The sequence below is a fragment of the Microbacterium caowuchunii genome (assembly GCF_008727755.1).
Taxonomy (GTDB): Bacteria; Actinomycetota; Actinomycetes; order Actinomycetales; family Microbacteriaceae; genus Microbacterium; species Microbacterium caowuchunii.
Genome location: NZ_CP044231.1, coordinates 939377 through 954403, shown reverse-complemented (window position 1 = coordinate 954403; position 15027 = coordinate 939377). Strand labels below are relative to the sequence as shown.

The window sequence follows — 15027 nt, the reverse complement described above, 5'->3', positions numbered from 1 at the left end:
CGCTCAGGAATCCGGATCGCGGGAAGTGTCGATCGCCGCGCGCACGCCGACTCGCGCAGCATGGATCACCATCACGAGGACGATCAGACACCCCAGCAGGACCCCGACGGAGAGGACGGGATCGGAGACCGGGAGAAGCACGAAGGCTGCAGTGGCGAGGAATGTGCACCCCGCCCAAACCGTCGGGCGCTTCGCCCGGACGTGGGCAGCAAGCCAGGCCTCGTCGGTCGCCATCGTGCTGGGCAACCGGATACCCGCGAGCGGATTCCGCTTCAGCCGGCCTGACGCGGCGGAACGAGCGAGCCAGATCAGGAGGATGCCGGCCCCGAGCAAGAGAACGAAGAGCACGATCCGCGCCCCTAAGACGTTCTCCATGATCCGTCCACCCTACCGCCGCGCCCCGGGCGCTTTCCGCGTCGCGGCCGGTGCGGCACCACTGCGACGCGTGGAGCCGCACCATCTGGTGGCCTCCGGGGGCCGCTGGTACCTCGTCGCCTGGGACCTGGAACGCGACGACTGGCGCATCTTCCGTGCGGACCGGATCACACCGCGCACCCCGACCGGGCCACGGTTCACGCCGCGGGAGGTTCCCGGCGGCGATGCGCGCGCGTTCGTCTCGGCGCGGTTCAAGGGATCGGCGCAGGCCGACCGCTGGCCGTGCACGGGCACGGTCGTGCTGCACCTCCCGGCGGATGCGGTGCGGCCCTTCGCCGGCGACGGCACGGTCGAGGAGGTGGCACCGGACCGCTGCCGCTACACCGCCGGTTCCTGGTCGTGGCCGGCCCTCGCCGCCGCTCTAGGCCGGTTCGACGCCGACATGGAGGTGGTGGGCCCGCCGGAGCTCGCCGACGCGTTCGCTCGGCTCGCCGCCCGCTACGCCGCGGGAGCGAGGCGCTGACGTCCGGGGGTGCGGCACCCTGAAGCCGCTTTCCCGCGCCCTCAGCCCGAAAGCCCCTGCACGGTGTAGCGGCGTTCGATGCCGGCGGTCTGCATCCCCCACTCGCTCGTCGCGACCCTGTCCTGGTGCGCGCGGAACGAGACCTCGTCGCGGAATCGCTCAGCGACGTCCCATACCCACGGGATGGCGGACGGGTGGACCTCGAAGGCGAGACACCCCGGCTCAGCGCGGGTGAGCGCGATGTGGCGAGGAAGGTGTTCCCGTACGCGGGCGTCCTCCTCGGCATTGCGACAGACGAGCCGGCCGGTGAGGTGCACGTCGGGCATGCGCCCAGGCTACTGCTCGCCGACGTGGGCGGAGGCTGTACTCAGCGGGGCGGCGGGGTCTGCGCGCGGGCGACAGCCCACAGGGTGCCGCCCAGCACCGCAGCCAGGCTGACCGCCCCGGCGTAACGGGTGCTGCGGTCGCCGCCTCCGGCGGGGGTCAGTCCGTCCGATGGCGGTGCGGCGTCCGGTGCGGCGGTGCGCCCGAACAGGGCGGCGGGCATCTGCGGGTTCATGGCTGATTCCTTCCCTCTCGATGGTGCCCTCAGGCTCGCATCGGCGAGGGTTCCCTCGCGTCGGTAGAGCTGCCGGTATCCCGGTTCGCCCGGCACCGTACCCCCGGCGGCGCCGCCCTTCGCGTCGGTGAGGATTGCCTAGTGCGGGTGGGAGCGAAGGGCTACTCCCGCCCGTCGGACGACCGCCACAGTTGGGCCACGAGCGTGTCCGCGAGCCACTGCTCGAACCTGGCAGCCGACCATCCGGAATCGCCGACCAGTTCCCCGTACACCCCTGCGGCGGCGAACGCCCGGTAGACCGCCTGCGCGTCGGCGAGCGGTACGGCGAGGTGCGCCTCGACCGAGGCGATCAACGAGTCCATCACGCGCGCGCGTCCGCGGAGCTTGGCGCGCAGCAACGTGCGAGTCTCGGCATCCTCGTCGATGGCGGCATCCAGGATGCGGACCACATCGAAGTCCGTCGAGTACAGGACCGTGAGCCACCGGGCGGCTCCCCGCAGTCGCCGCAGCGGATCCGGTTCCGCGAGTATCTCGCTCGCGAGCGTCCTCGCCCCGGCTCGCTCGAGCCACCTCTCGCAGATGAGGTTCAGAATCTCGCGCTTCGCGCCGAAGGCGACGTAGACCGTCCGGTTGCCGACCCCCGCCGCCTTCGCGATCGCTTCCATGCTCGTCGCCGAGTAGCCGTCCCGGGCGAAGAGTCGTTGGGCGGCTGCCGCGATGCGCTCCTTCGTCGCCGCGGCCTGCTCTTGCCGATACGACGAGGTGCTCTTGACGGCGCTTTCCACGAGGTTCACACTAGCCACATCAGAGTGCAGAGGTCCTGCACTGAATGCAGATATACCGTATTCGAACGGAGCTGACCATGAACGAGACCATGTCGGCAACGCCGGCGCTGAAGGTCGTCGAGCGCATCCTGCACGAGGGGTTCGCCGGCGGCGACGTCACCGTCGTCGACGAGCTGTGCTCACCGGATCTGATCGAGCATCAGTTCGGCATGGAGGGCACCGGGGAAGCGGCGATCGCGAAGATCAAGAAGGGCATCACCGAAGTGCACCGGGGCATGCCCGATCTGACCTTCACCATCCAGGGCTGGGCGGAGCGGGACGACATCGTGTGGGTGCTCGCGGAGGGCACCGCGACGAACACCGGCCCCTTCTTCGGCCCACCCACCGGCAAGCGGGTCCGTTTCACCGTGATCGACGTCGCGCGAGTGCGTGACGGGCGCATCGTCGAACACTGGGGCGTGCCCGACCGGTTCGCCATCATGACGCGCATGGGCCGACTCGGGGCACCCTCGGACGGCCGCCCGTCCGCGGCGCTCTGACCGGCGAGCCGACGCATGGCGGCGCCGCCATTCGTCTCGGTGGCGATTGCTTAGTAGGGTGTGGGCCACGTTCTCTGAAGGGAGCGACGCTGGGGGACCTACTGGGCCGGCGCGCCGAACGCGACGCGGTCGACACACTCCTCTCCAAGGCACGGGCCGGGCGGAGCGGGGCGCTCGTCGTGCGCGGGACGGCAGGCATCGGCAAGACGGCGCTGCTCCAGTACGCCCGGGATGCGGCGGCCACGGCGGGCTTCCGGATCGAGTCATCCGTCGGGGTCGAATCCGAGATGCAGTTCGCTTTCGCGGGCCTGCACCAGTTGTGCGCGCCCCTGCTCGATCACATCGACACGTTGCCCCCTCCGCAGCGGACGGCACTCGGCGTGGCCTTCGGGCAGCAGGACGGCGCAACTCCGGATCGCTTCCTCGTGGGGCTCGCCACCCTCAACCTGCTGGCGGAGGCCGCCGAGGTGGAGCCCCTGCTCTGCCTCGTCGATGACGCCCAGTGGCTGGATGAGGCATCCGCTCAGGTGCTCGCCTTCGTGGCGCGACGCGTGGCTGCCGAGCGGATCGCTTTCGCGTTCGCCGTGCGCGACGTCCTCCCCGAGGAGACCGGACGCCGGCCTTCCGCCTTGGACGGACTGCCGGAGCTGCGTCTGCACGGACTCGACGACGCCGATGCGCGGGCACTGCTGGAGTCCGCGCTCCCCGTCCCGCTGGACGAACGCATGCTCGAGCGGATCGTGGCCGAGTCGTGGGGCAATCCGCTGGCGCTGCTGGAGCTCCCGCAATCGGCGGCGTGGACGGGCGGATTCGAGTCACCCAGCACCCTCGATGTCCCCCGTCGGCTGGAGGAGAGCTTCCGGCACCGCTTCCGCAGCCTGCCCGACGACACCCGCGTGCTGCTTCTCGCGGCAGCCGCGGAACCCACGGGAGACGCGGCACTGCTCTTCCGGGCGGCATCCCATCTCGACGTGTCCGAGGGTGCGCTCGGTCCTGCCGAAGCCGTCGGGCTGGTGAGCGTCGACGGCCGGGTGACGTTCCGGCATCCGCTGGTCCGCTCGGCGATCTACCGCGACGCGACGCCGCCCGACCAGCGTCGGGCGCATGACGCCTTGGCCGCCGCGACCGACCCGGACGCCGACCCCGACCGGCGGGCATGGCACCGGGCGCAGGCGGTACTGGGGCTGAACGAGGAGGCCGCCGCAGAACTGGAGCAGTCCGCCGGCCGGGCGCTCCGCCGCGGCGGGCTGGCCGCGGCGGGCGCGTTCCTCCAGCGGGCGACGGAGCTGACCCCCGACCCGGCCGACCGGTCGAGGCGGGCCCTGGATGCGGCTGAGGCCAAGCAGGAGACCGGAGCCTCCGGCGCCGCCCGGGAGCTCCTGGCCGTGGCGGAGGCCGGGCCCCTCGACGCGCTGCAGCGTGGACGACTCGAACTGCTGCGCGCACAGATCTCGTTCCATCTGACCCGCGGCGCAGACGTGCCCGGCATGCTGCTGGATGCGGCCGAAACGCTCGCTCCGCTGGATGGCGCACTGTCGAGGAACATCTACCTGCACGCGCTGGATGCGGCGATCATCACCGGTGGGCCCACCGGGATCCGCATCGCCGAGGCGATGCTCAGCAGATTCGCGTCGGACGTCCCGACGCGACCGGTCGACCTCCTGCTGCACGGGCTCGCGGTGACCATGACCCGCGGGTATGCGGAGGGCGTGCCCACGCTCCGGTGCGCTCTGGCGGTGCTCCGGGATTCCGCGCGCGACGCCATCCGGGACAACACCGTCCGCCCCTGGCTGTGGATCGCCGGACGGGTCGCCGTGGGCATCCTCGACGACGAACTCGCCCATGTGCTGGCGGAGTGCGATGTCGCGATGGCCCGCGCCGACGGCGCACTGGCGCGCCTGCCCGCGTCGCTGAACTTCCACGCGAACGTCCTGGTGATCAGTGGACAGCTCACCCGCGCCGGCGAGCTGGCGGCGGAGGCGGCAGCCATTGCGGACGCGACCGGCGGCGTGCAGATGCGCCACGCTCAGGCGATCCTGGCCGGATGGCGCGGCGATCAGGCGGAGACGGACGCGCTGAACGATCTCACCTTCCACGACCCGAGCTACCCGGCGGACGGCACGGAGGTCGCCCTCGCACAGTACGCGACCGCCGTCCTGCACAACGGACTCGGCGAGTATGCGCTGGCACGGGAGGCTGCCGCCAAGGCCTGCGATTCCATCGAGCTGTCCCTCAGCACGGTCGCGTTGCCGGAACTGATCGAGGCATCCGTACGCACCGGAGAACCGGAGCGCGCGGCAGTGGCGCTCGAGGAGTTGAGTGCCCGGGCGCGGGCGAGCGACACGTCGTGGGCGCGCGGGCTCGAGGCACGGTCGCGGGCTCTGACGGTCACGGGCCCCGGCGCCGAGGACCACTACCGTGAGGCCACCGCCCGCCTCGACGATTCCCGCGTGCGTGGTGAAGCGGCCCGCGCCCACCTCCTCTACGGCGAGTGGCTGCGCCGCGAGGGCCGGCGCCAGGACGCCCGCGAGCAGCTGCGCACCGCCCACGAGCTCCTGACCGACATGGGCGCCGTGGCGTTCGCCGCGCGCGCCGCGCGGGAGCTGCGCGCCACCGGCGAGCGCCCGCAGAAGCGCACGGCGCAACCCACCGATGCGCTCACCTCTCAGGAGCTGCACATCGCACGGTTGGTGGCGACCGGGGCGACCTCGCGCGAAGTGGGCACGCAGCTGTTTCTCAGCCCCCGCACGATCGAGGCCCATCTGCGCAACATCTTCCGCAAACTCGGCATCTCCTCCCGTCGGCAGCTGAAGGAGTTGCCGCTGGGCTGAGCGGATTCGACGCGCCCGCGTGACCCGCTGTGTCGCTCCCACTTGACCCGGTGCCGGGAACCGGGTGTGGAGTGGGTCCCACGTCGTCTACGACGAAAGGGAGCACACGGATGAAGGTCTTCATCATCGGGATCAGCGGCGCGGTGGGCCTGCTGCTGGCGCGGAACCTCCTGCATCGGGGCGATGAGGTGTCGGGGCTCGTGCGTCGCGAGCAGCAGAGGCGGGATCTGGCGGCGCTGGGCGTCGATGCGCACCTCGGGGATCTGACCGCCCTGACCGCCGAATCCCTGGCGTCCCTGCTCGCGGGCGCCGATGCCGTCGTGTACAGCGCCGGCTCCAACGGGGGCGCCCGCGCCGTCACCGTCGCCGTCGACAGCGACGGTGCGGTGAACGCGCTGGAGGCCACCCAGCTCGCCGGAGTGCCGTGCTTCGCGCTCGTATCGGTGATGCCGGAAGCCGCACGTGGGCAGGATCTCACCGACGACGAGGAGTTCTACTTCGCCGTGAAGAAGCTCGTCGACGTCACGGTCAGCGTGAGCGACCTCGACTGGCTGATCCTCCGGCCGTCCCTGCTCGTCGATCGCGCCGGGACGGGCGTGGTCTCGCTCGGCCCCGCTCAGCCGCATGACGAGATCTCCCGGGAGGATGTCGCCGCCACCCTGGCGGAACTGCTGCACGAGCCCCGGATCCGCCGGCGGATCCTCGAGCTGACCCAGGGCGCGACCCCGATCGTGCAGGCCGTCCGGGCGTTGGCACGGGACAGGTGACGCCGGCGCGTGATCGCGGGCGGCAGCGCCCGGGCGCCCGTTGTCCCCAGGGTGACTCCGGCGCCTGATCCACCGGGGGGAATGTCGGTGGCCCTCGCTAGTTTGAGGGTATGGAATTCGACTCCTGGCCAGGGGAAACCCCCGCAGCGGACGTGGTCCGCATGCGGGCCGGTCTCGCCGGTCTGCAGGATGCCGATGCGGCGGTCGCACGCGCGCAGGCCGCGCGGATCCGCCACCTCGCAGCTCTCGCCGACGTGGCGACCGACCAGGTGGCGCGAATCGCGTCGCAGGGCTCACGGGAGCGGGAGATGCCGGTGCGGTCCCTCGCTGCGGAAGTCGCGTTCGCCACGCACGTGCACGACATGACCGCGCAGCGAGACCTCGGCGAGGCCCAGACCCTCGTCACCAAGTTCTCCGCGACCGTCACCGCCCTCGAGAACGCGCGGATCTCGCAGCGACACGTCGACGTCATCCTGGAAACGGGGCTGCCGATCGTCGACGATGAGGTCCGCATGGCGTGGGAGGAGATCGTCCTGGATTACGCCGCGCGGCAGGCGCCGGGGCGGACGAAGGCCTACGCCCGGCAGCTGGCGGAAGCGGTGAACCCGGAGGGGATGGCCGACCGGCACGCACGGGCCGTCGACGGCCGCGGCGTGTCCGTCATCGACCTGGATGACGGGATGGCACTCCTGCAGCTGCGGCTGCCGGCGGCCGTGGCGTACGGGATTCGCGACCGGCTCCGGCGGCAGGCCCGCGCCATCCGGGATGCGGCGAACGCCGAACGCGCGCGCCGCACCGAAGAACCCGGCGCGGGCCACGATGCCGCCGAGCAACCGGTCATCGACGACATCCGCACCCTGGTCCAGATCGGCGCCGATGTCGCGGCCGACATGCTCCTGACCGGCGCCCCGGCGATAGACCCCACCAGCGGGGAGCAGCTCCCCGGCGGGCTCGGCGCCATCCAGGCGCAGGTGCAGATCGTGGTCCCGGTGCTCACGCTCCTGGGCAAGACCGATGCGGGTGCCAGCCTGCACGGGCAGATCCCGATCGACCCCGACACCGCCCGGCACCTGGCGGGCGCAGCGCTCGGCTGGGACCGCGTTCTGTGCCACCCGATCACCGGCACGGTGCTCGAGGTCGACCGGTACACGCCGGGCACCGACCAGCGCCGCTACCTCCGGGCCCGGGACCAGCACTGCCGCGGGTTCGGGTGCCGCCAGCCCGCGCACCGGTGCCAGCTCGACCACAACCACGAGCACCACGACGGCGGACCGACCGCGCTCGCGAACCTCGCGCACTTCTGCACCCGACATCACACGCTGAAGACGGAGACGGAGTGGTCGGTCAGGCAACTGCCGGATGGCGCGGTGGAGTTCACGAGCCCGCTGGGCAGGAGCTACACCGACGAGCCGCCACCCCGCGTGATGTTCGTGCCCGACCCAGATTCGCCGCCGTTCTGAGCCACTGCCTCATCCTGCTCGCCGTCGTCACGCCGTCGCGCTCAGGCTGTGGGGCGTGCGGGTGTCGAACTCGGCCGCCTCACCACGCTCGATGATGCGCTCGTGGCCGTCCAGGGCGACGCGCAGGCGGCCGCTCAGCACGAAGACCCACTCGTAGCCGTCGTGCACGCGGAGTGCGGGCGCCTCCTCCGCGGCCCGTCCCGAAGGCCGTCGCGTCACCGGCCCCGCAGCGCGCTCACGAGCTCGGCGTCACCGCTTCCGGTGACCTCCGTGATCCGCCCGCCGGTGACGCGGTACATGGCGAACTCCGCGACGTTCACGTGGCGGCGAGTGGGGGCGATGCCGCGGAACGCGCCCTGGTGGGTGCCGCCGCCCCGCAGGTGCGCGGCGATGCGATCGTCCTCGATGACGAGCTGGATGCGGCGCCACTGCCAGTCCGGGAAGGCGCGGAAGAGCTCGGCGAGTTCGTCGAGCCAGGCGTCCGCGCCCGCGGGGAGGTGCGCACGACGCACCCCCGGGTCGAGGAAGGACCGCACGGCCTCGAGGTCGTGCCTGTTGCAGGCATCGAGATAGTCCGCGTACCACTCGCGCAGCTCCCACGGCTCCATCCGTCCATTATCGAGGCCGGCATCGCGGGGCCGCAGCCCGCACAGAACCGTCGAGGCGACGCCGGTCACGGACGAGATGTGATCCCTCACACGGGGTCCTACGAGCTCGCGCCGGACCATCCACGGAATCCCGCGCAGCAACGCCATCGTTACCGGAATGTGATCGCTCACAGTCTGTTGTTCTCGCGAATATGAGCGCTAACATTCAGCGCACGGAGGCGCCTCGCGCACCGTGCAGCACACCCAAGTCCCGGCATCGGCGCCGGGCCGTACAAGGAGGTTGGGGAGTGAAGAAGATACTTGCGAGCATCGCTCTGCTCGGAGCCGTGACTCTCGTCGCGGCCGGATGCGCAGGCAACGCGGGCGGCGGCGGAGGCGGCGGTGAGGGCGACGTCCTCACGGTCGGATTCGCGCAGACCGGATCGGAGTCCGGCTGGCGCGCGGCGAACACCGAATCGATGAAGGAGGCGTTCTCGGAGGAGAACGGCTTCAACCTCATCTTCAACGCGGCGGACAACAAGCAGGAGGCGCAGATCGCCGCGGTCCGCAGCTTCATCAACCAGGGCGTCGACGCGATCGTCATCGCCCCGATCACGGTCGACGGCTGGGACGACGTGCTGAAGGAGGCGAAGGACGCCGGCATCCCCGTCGTCCTCGAAGACCGCACGGTGAACGTGGACGACGACAGCCTCTACGCGAGCTGGGTCGGTCTCGACTTCGAGAAGGAGGGCGAGACGGCGGGCGCCTGGGCGAAGGAGACGTTCACCGAGCCGACGAACATGGTCGTCCTCGAGGGCACGACCGGCTCCGCCCCCGCGCTCGACCGCGCCACGGGCTTCGCCACCGGTTCCGAGGGCGCCCCCATCACGACGCTGGACTCGCAGACGGGCGACTTCACCCGTGACGGCGGCAAGAAGGTCATGGAGGGCTTCCTGCAGAAGTACGGCGACTCCATCAACCTGCTCTTCGCGCACAACGACGACATGGGCCTCGGTGCTCTCGACGCCATCACGGCGGCGGGACTCACCCCCGGCACGGACATCCAGATCGTCACGATCGACGCCGTGCGCGACGGGATGCAGGCACTGGCCGACGGGCAGTTCAACTTCATCGTGGAGTGCAACCCGCTGCTGGGCGAGAAGGTCGCCGAGGTCGTCAAGAAGGTCGTCGCGGGCGAGACCGTCGAGAAGACGACGATCGTCGAAGACCAGAGCTTCACGCCGGAGCAGGCGAAGGAAGCACTGCCGGACCGCAAGTACTGAGTCCGCACCATCCATCGATAGACGCACCGCCGGGGATCGGCTCACGATCCCCGGCGGCCCGGCTGACTGAAGGAGTCACCAGGTCATGGACAGCAGTGCGAGCCCGATCGTCGAGATGCGCGGCATCACCATCCGTTTCCCCGGCGTCATCGCGCTGGACGGCGTCGACTTCTCCCTCCGCCGGGGCGAGGTGCACACCCTGATGGGTGAGAACGGCGCCGGTAAATCCACGCTCATCAAAGCCCTCACCGGCGTCTACGCGATCGACGAGGGCACGATCACCGTGGCCGGCGATCCCCGGACCTTCCACGACACCGCCGACGCCCAGGCGGCGGGCATCTCCACCGTGTATCAGGAGGTGAACCTCTGCACGAACCTCACGGTCGGCGAGAACGTCATGCTCGGCCACGAGGTGCGTCGCATCGGCGGCATCGACTGGCGCGCGACCCACCGGGAGGCGGCCCGCCACCTGGAGAACCTCGGCCTGCACATCGACACCCGCTCGCTCCTGTCGAGCCACTCCATCGCCGTGCAGCAGCTCGTCGCGATCAGCCGGGCCATGGTCACCGACGCGACGGTACTCGTCCTCGACGAGCCGACCTCAAGCCTCGACCGCGGCGAGGTGGAGCAGCTCTTCGACGTCATCCGGGACCTCCGTTCCCGGGGCGTCGCCATCCTCTTCGTCACGCACTTCCTGGATCAGGTGTACGAGATCTCCGACCGGCTCACGGTGCTCCGCAACGGCGGGCTGGTCGGCGAGTACCTCGTGGACGAACTCCCCCGCGGCGCCCTCGTCGCGAAGATGATCGGCCGGGAGCTCAACGAGCTGGAGGCGATCTCGGAGGCCACCGACCGCACGATCGACCGTGACGCCATCCCGGTGCTGAAAGCGGTCGGCATCGCCCGCCGCGGCGTGGTCGAACCGAGCGACGTGGAGGTCTTCGACGGTGAGATCGTCGGGATCGCCGGGCTCCTCGGCTCCGGGCGCACCGAGCTCGTCCGGCTGCTGTACGGGGCGGACCGCGCCGACGCCGGCCGGATCGAGGTCCGCGGCGCCCCCACCCGGATGACCTCCCCCCGGCACGCGATCGACGAGCGCATCGCGTTCTCCTCGGAGGACCGCCGGGCCGAGGGCATCGTCGGCGACCTGACCGTCGCGGAGAACATCGTGCTCGGCATCCAGGCGAAGCGCGGCGCCCTGCGGAAGGTCGGCAAGAGCGAGCAGGATGCCGTCGTGTCCGAGTACATCGCGGCGCTCGGCATCCGCCCGGCCGACCCGACCGCGCTCGTGCGGAACCTCTCCGGCGGCAATCAGCAGAAGGTGCTGCTGGCCCGGTGGCTCGCGACGTCCCCGCAGCTCATCATCCTCGACGAGCCCACCCGCGGCATCGACATCGGCGCGAAGGCCGACATCCAGCGCAAGGTCGCCGAACTGTCCGCGAAGGGACTCGGCGTCGTCTTCATCTCCTCCGAGCTGGAGGAGGTGGTCCGGCTCGCGCAACGCATCATCGTGATGCGCGATCGCCGTAAGATCGGGGAGCTTGCAGCCCACGACGTGGGAGTCGACGACGTGGTCGACTTCATCGCCCAGGAAGGCCAGGAGAGCGTGGCATGAAGTTCCTCAAGCATCGGCTGTTCTGGCCGGCGGCCGCACTCGCGGCCCTCATCATCGTCAACACGATCTCCCGCCCCACGTTCCTGCGCATCACGGTGCAGGACGGGCGGCTGTACGGGTCGCTGATCGACATCCTCCGCAACAGCGCCCCGCTGATGCTGGTGGCGCTCGGGATGACGATCGTCATCGCGACCCGCGGTATCGACCTGTCGGTCGGCGCGATCATGGCGGTCTCCGGCGCCGTGGCGCTCACGATCATCTCCGGCTCGTCGGATCCGAACGGGCTCGGCACCGTGCTCTTCGCGATCGGGGTCGGCGTCCTCGTCGCCCTCGTGCTGGGCGTCTGGAACGGGTTCCTCGTCTCCGTCCTCGGGATACAACCGATCATCGCGACGCTCGTGCTGATGCTCGCCGGACGCGGCGTCGCCCTCCTCATCACCGGTGGCTTCATCACCACGATCAACAGCGAGCCCTACAAGTTCATCGCGCAGGGGTACGTGTTCGGGCTGCCCTTCGCGTTCTACGTGTCCGTCACCGCCATCGTCCTGGTGGCGCTCATCGAGCGACGGACGGCCCTCGGCGTCCTCACCGAGTCGGTCGGCATCAACCCGGAGGCGAGCCGCCTCGCCGGCGTCCGCTCCCGCGGCATCGTCTGGGGCGCGTATGCGGCGAGCGGGCTGCTGGCGGGCTTCGCCGGCATCCTGTACAGCTCCAACATCATGGCGGCCGACGCCAACGCGGCGGGCCTGTACATCGAGCTCGACGCGATCCTGGCGGTCGTCCTCGGTGGCACGGCGCTGATGGGCGGCAAGTTCTCGATCGCGGGCACCGTCATCGGCGTCTTCACGATCCAGACACTGAAATCCACGATCACCTTCCTCGGCGTCCCTCCGGCGGTGAGTCCGCTCTTCCTCGCCATCGTCGTGGTGATCGTCGTGCTCGTGCAGTCCCCCCGGGTGCGCGGCTGGATCGGCGGCCTCTGGGCGTCGACCCGCCCGCGCTCGTCGTCCGATACGCGCGATGGAGCGGAGGTGGCCTCGTGACCGCCCAACTGACCCGGGTCCGGACCGAGGACTCCCCCGCCGGGCGCTACCAGCGCTTCATGAGCAGGCACGCCTCGTGGATCCCCGTGTTCGCGGCGCTCGCCATCCTCATCGCCATGCTGATCGGGGCGCAGGGGTACTTCGGCAACTTCCTCACCCCGCGGCTGCTCTCCTCGCTGTTGCTGGACAACGCCTACCTGGTGATCCTCGCGGTCGGCATGACCTTCGTCATCCTCACCGGCGGCATCGACCTGTCGGTCGGTGCGGTGATGGCCTTCACCGGGATGATGGGGGCGAGCCTGCTCAGTCAGGGGCTTCCCGCGATCGTGGTCGTGCCCGTGATGCTCGCCATCGGGGCGGGCATGGGTCTCGCCGTCGGGGTGATGGTGCAGTACTTCGATGTGCAGCCGTTCATCGCCTCGCTCGCGGCGATGTTCGCGGCGCGCGGTCTCGCCTTCATGGTGAGCCTCAAGTCGATCAAGGTCACCGACCCGGCGATCCTGTGGCTGCAGTCCACCCGTATCCAGTCCGAGCCCGGCAGCTGGTACATCACCCCCTCCGGGATCCTCGCGATCCTGGTCGTCGTGGTGGCCGCCCTCGTGCTCGCCTACACGCGGTTCGGCCGCACGATCTATGCGATCGGCGGCAACGAGCAGTCCGCGCGTCTGATGGGTCTGCCGGTCGCCCGCACGAAGCTGCTCGCCTACGTCATCGCCGGGGTCTGCAGCGGACTCGGCGGGGTCGTGTTCACGGCGTACACCGGGTCGTCGTATCCGCTGAACGGCATCGGCACCGAGCTCGACACGATCGCCGCGGTGGTCATCGGCGGCACGCTGCTCACCGGCGGCAGCGGCTACGTGCTCGGCTCGATGATCGGCGTGCTCGTCTACGGCACCATCAAGACGGCGATCAACTTCCTCGGCGTCGACCAGTCGTGGACGCGGATCACGATCGGCGCGCTGCTGCTCGTCTTCGTCGTGGTGCAGCGGGTCATCATCGCCCGGTCGTCGCGACGAAGGTAGCGGTGGCCGGGCGGATCGCGGCAGCCGGGGCGGGCGTGGGAGCGGGTGACGCGCCCGCCCCCGCGCCGTGTCCGCGACAGGCGCCGAGCCCGGGCATGATGGGAAGCATGGGAGAACGATCGGCGCCGATCGTCGAGGTCCTGGGCGCGACCGTGCGCTTCCAGGCCGAGACGGCGCTGGACGGCGTCGACTTCCGCATGTACCCGGGCGAGGTCCACTCGCTCATGGGCGAGAACGGTGCCGGCAAGTCGACGCTCATCAAGGCGCTCACCGGCGCGCTCCGCCTCGACGAGGGCGTGATCCGGCTGGCGGGCGAAGAGGTGCACTTCCGTACGCCCCGCGACGCGCTCGAAGCCGGCATCGGCACCGTGTACCAGGAGATCGACCTCCTCCCGAACCTGACGGTCGCCGAGAACATCCGGCTCGGGCGGGAGCCGCGCCGCTTCGGCGCGATCGACTGGCCCCGGATGCGGCAGGACGCCCACGACGCACTGGCGGAGCTCGGCCTCGACATCGACCCGGCATCCCTCCTCGGATCGCACTCCCTCGCGGTGCAGCAGCTCGTCGCGATCGCGCGGGCCATCTCCACCGACGTGCGGGTGCTGGTCCTCGACGAACCGACGTCGAGCCTCGACCTCGACGAGGTGGCGGAGCTCTTCCGGGTCATCCGCGAGCTGGCGCAGCGGGGCGTCGCCATCCTGTTCGTCTCGCACTTCCTCGATCAGGTCTACGAGATCTGCGACCGCGTCACGGTGCTGCGCAACGGCACGCTCGTCGGCGAGTACCTCACCAAGGAGCTGCTGCGCATCGACCTGGTGCAGAAGATGCTGGGCCGCAGTGCCGCCGACCTCGTCGCCCGCCCGCGTCCCGAGTCGAGCACGGACGACGCCGACGCGGTCTTCCTGAGCGCCCGCGGAGTCTCGGCGACGCCCGGGATCGCGGATGCCGACATCGACCTCCACGAGGGCGAGGTGCTGGGCCTCGGGGGCCTCCTGGGTTCCGGCCGGACGGAGCTCGCCCGGGCGCTGACCGGCGTCGACCGGCTGACGGCCGGGGTGGTGCGGATCTCCGGCGTGGACGCTCACGGCGGCGGACCGCGGCGGGCGATCTCGCTCGGGGTCGTGTACTCGTCCGAGAACCGTCGCACCGAGGGCATCATCAGCGAGCTCAGCGTGCAGGAGAACATCACGCTGGCGCTGCAGGCGCAGCGGGGCATCTTCCGCCGCATCCGCTCCGCCCGCCGACGCGAGCTCGCCGCCAGCTGGGTGGAGGCGCTCGACATCCGCCCGCCCGATCTCGATAAGCCCGCCGGGACGCTCTCCGGCGGCAACCAGCAGAAGGTGCTCCTCGCGCGCCTCCTCGCGCTCTCCCCGCGCGTGCTCGTGCTGGACGAGCCCACCCGCGGCATCGACGTGGGCGCGAAGGTCGACATCCAGAACCTCGTCGGTGAGTTCGCCGACAACGGACTGTCGGTCGTGTTCATCTCGGCGGAGCTCGAGGAGGTCCTCCGGGTGGGGCACCGGGTGGCGATCCTCCGGGACGGCCGCATCGTCGACACGGTGCCGTCGGACCTCCTCACCGTCGACTCGCTGATGGCGCTCGTCGCCCAGCCGGACGAGCCGGAAGAGTGAGGGCGCG

The 15027-nt window shown here is 70.6% G+C and carries 16 protein-coding genes; 10 read left to right on the top strand and 6 right to left on the bottom strand.

The window, feature by feature from the left end; translation table 11 throughout:
* Positions 1-3: 3 nt before the first annotated feature.
* Positions 4-375, bottom strand: coding sequence for an SdpI family protein (locus F6J84_RS04515; protein ID WP_150971739.1), 372 nt, complete (start codon positions 373-375; stop codon positions 4-6).
* Between F6J84_RS04515 and F6J84_RS04510 the strand changes: the two genes are divergently transcribed.
* Complete coding sequence (locus F6J84_RS04510) at positions 374-898, top strand: helix-turn-helix transcriptional regulator (protein WP_275094025.1); 525 nt, start codon at positions 374-376, stop codon at positions 896-898. The genes F6J84_RS04515 and F6J84_RS04510 overlap by 2 nt on opposite strands.
* 41 nt (positions 899-939) lie before the next feature.
* On the opposite strand, the gene F6J84_RS04505 is transcribed toward F6J84_RS04510, so the two are convergent.
* The 3 genes from F6J84_RS04505 to F6J84_RS04495 form a co-directional block, all read right to left on the bottom strand.
* Positions 940-1224: a putative quinol monooxygenase gene (locus F6J84_RS04505; RefSeq protein WP_150971735.1), complete on the bottom strand. Its 285-nt coding sequence runs from the start codon at positions 1222-1224 to the stop codon at positions 940-942.
* A gap of 41 nt (positions 1225-1265) precedes the next feature.
* Positions 1266-1457 carry a hypothetical protein gene (locus F6J84_RS04500; protein ID WP_150971732.1) on the bottom strand — a complete coding sequence of 64 codons (192 nt, stop codon included), beginning with the start codon at positions 1455-1457 and terminating at the stop codon, positions 1266-1268.
* Between the two features lie 161 nt (positions 1458-1618).
* Complete coding sequence (locus F6J84_RS04495; RefSeq protein ID WP_150971730.1) at positions 1619-2242, bottom strand: TetR/AcrR family transcriptional regulator; 624 nt, start codon at positions 2240-2242, stop codon at positions 1619-1621.
* 77 nt (positions 2243-2319) lie between these two features.
* Here F6J84_RS04495 and F6J84_RS04490 point away from each other — a divergent pair, with 77 nt between their 5' ends.
* The 4 genes from F6J84_RS04490 to F6J84_RS04475 all read left to right on the top strand — a co-directional run bounded on the left by F6J84_RS04490 (position 2320) and on the right by F6J84_RS04475 (position 7839).
* Positions 2320-2781: an ester cyclase gene (locus tag F6J84_RS04490; protein ID WP_202980474.1), complete on the top strand. Its 462-nt coding sequence runs from the start codon at positions 2320-2322 to the stop codon at positions 2779-2781.
* Entirely contained in the window at positions 2694-5612 is a 2919-nt protein-coding gene (locus F6J84_RS04485; protein WP_420846192.1) for an ATP-binding protein, read from the top strand. Before F6J84_RS04490 ends, F6J84_RS04485 begins: the two co-directional genes overlap by 88 nt.
* Before the next feature lie 110 nt (positions 5613-5722).
* On the top strand, positions 5723-6379 hold the full coding sequence (locus tag F6J84_RS04480) for an NAD(P)H-binding protein (protein ID WP_150971726.1): 657 nt from the start codon (positions 5723-5725) through the stop codon (positions 6377-6379).
* A gap of 110 nt (positions 6380-6489) precedes the next feature.
* The gene (locus tag F6J84_RS04475; RefSeq protein ID WP_150971724.1) at positions 6490-7839 is read left to right on the top strand and encodes an HNH endonuclease signature motif containing protein; all 1350 of its coding nucleotides are present in this window, start codon (positions 6490-6492) and stop codon (positions 7837-7839) included.
* Between the two features lie 27 nt (positions 7840-7866).
* On the opposite strand, the gene F6J84_RS04470 is transcribed toward F6J84_RS04475, so the two are convergent.
* Together F6J84_RS04470 and F6J84_RS04465 are read right to left on the bottom strand one after the other, a co-directional pair.
* Positions 7867-8058, bottom strand: coding sequence for a cupin domain-containing protein (locus tag F6J84_RS04470; protein ID WP_202980473.1), 192 nt, complete (start codon positions 8056-8058; stop codon positions 7867-7869).
* Positions 8055-8447 (bottom strand): ester cyclase, encoded by a 393-nt coding sequence (locus F6J84_RS04465; RefSeq protein WP_150971722.1) that lies wholly within the window; start codon positions 8445-8447, stop codon positions 8055-8057. Before F6J84_RS04465 ends, F6J84_RS04470 begins: the two co-directional genes overlap by 4 nt.
* Positions 8448-8734: 287 nt before the next feature.
* Between F6J84_RS04465 and F6J84_RS04460 the strand changes: the two genes are divergently transcribed.
* The 5 genes from F6J84_RS04460 to F6J84_RS04440 all read left to right on the top strand — a co-directional run bounded on the left by F6J84_RS04460 (position 8735) and on the right by F6J84_RS04440 (position 15020).
* Positions 8735-9709, top strand: coding sequence for an ABC transporter substrate-binding protein (locus tag F6J84_RS04460; protein ID WP_150891430.1), 975 nt, complete (start codon positions 8735-8737; stop codon positions 9707-9709).
* Between the two features lie 85 nt (positions 9710-9794).
* The gene (locus tag F6J84_RS04455; protein ID WP_150971720.1) at positions 9795-11324 is read left to right on the top strand and encodes a sugar ABC transporter ATP-binding protein; all 1530 of its coding nucleotides are present in this window, start codon (positions 9795-9797) and stop codon (positions 11322-11324) included.
* Positions 11321-12367 carry an ABC transporter permease gene (locus F6J84_RS04450; RefSeq protein WP_150971718.1) on the top strand — a complete coding sequence of 349 codons (1047 nt, stop codon included), beginning with the start codon at positions 11321-11323 and terminating at the stop codon, positions 12365-12367. Before F6J84_RS04455 ends, F6J84_RS04450 begins: the two co-directional genes overlap by 4 nt.
* On the top strand, positions 12364-13389 hold the full coding sequence (locus F6J84_RS04445; RefSeq protein WP_224785664.1) for an ABC transporter permease subunit: 1026 nt from the start codon (positions 12364-12366) through the stop codon (positions 13387-13389). The genes F6J84_RS04450 and F6J84_RS04445 overlap by 4 nt, the downstream gene beginning before the upstream one ends.
* A gap of 107 nt (positions 13390-13496) precedes the next feature.
* The gene (locus tag F6J84_RS04440; protein ID WP_150971717.1) at positions 13497-15020 is read left to right on the top strand and encodes a sugar ABC transporter ATP-binding protein; all 1524 of its coding nucleotides are present in this window, start codon (positions 13497-13499) and stop codon (positions 15018-15020) included.
* Positions 15021-15027 lie beyond the last annotated feature (7 nt).

Excerpts from the sequence above, each read along its gene's own strand:
- F6J84_RS04510 (WP_275094025.1), top strand. The coding sequence starts at position 374 with ATGATCCGTCCACCCTACCGCCGCGCCCCGGGCGCTTTCCGCGTCGCG.
- F6J84_RS04515 (WP_150971739.1), bottom strand. The coding sequence starts at position 375 with ATGGAGAACGTCTTAGGGGCGCGGATCGTGCTCTTCGTTCTCTTGCTC.
- F6J84_RS04505 (WP_150971735.1), bottom strand. The coding sequence starts at position 1,224 with ATGCCCGACGTGCACCTCACCGGCCGGCTCGTCTGTCGCAATGCCGAG.
- F6J84_RS04500 (WP_150971732.1), bottom strand. The coding sequence starts at position 1,457 with ATGAACCCGCAGATGCCCGCCGCCCTGTTCGGGCGCACCGCCGCACCG.
- F6J84_RS04490 (WP_202980474.1), top strand. The coding sequence starts at position 2,320 with ATGAACGAGACCATGTCGGCAACGCCGGCGCTGAAGGTCGTCGAGCGC.
- F6J84_RS04480 (WP_150971726.1), top strand. The coding sequence starts at position 5,723 with ATGAAGGTCTTCATCATCGGGATCAGCGGCGCGGTGGGCCTGCTGCTG.
- F6J84_RS04475 (WP_150971724.1), top strand. The coding sequence starts at position 6,490 with ATGGAATTCGACTCCTGGCCAGGGGAAACCCCCGCAGCGGACGTGGTC.
- F6J84_RS04465 (WP_150971722.1), bottom strand. The coding sequence starts at position 8,447 with ATGGAGCCGTGGGAGCTGCGCGAGTGGTACGCGGACTATCTCGATGCC.
- F6J84_RS04455 (WP_150971720.1), top strand. The coding sequence starts at position 9,795 with ATGGACAGCAGTGCGAGCCCGATCGTCGAGATGCGCGGCATCACCATC.
- F6J84_RS04450 (WP_150971718.1), top strand. The coding sequence starts at position 11,321 with ATGAAGTTCCTCAAGCATCGGCTGTTCTGGCCGGCGGCCGCACTCGCG.
- F6J84_RS04440 (WP_150971717.1), top strand. The coding sequence starts at position 13,497 with ATGGGAGAACGATCGGCGCCGATCGTCGAGGTCCTGGGCGCGACCGTG.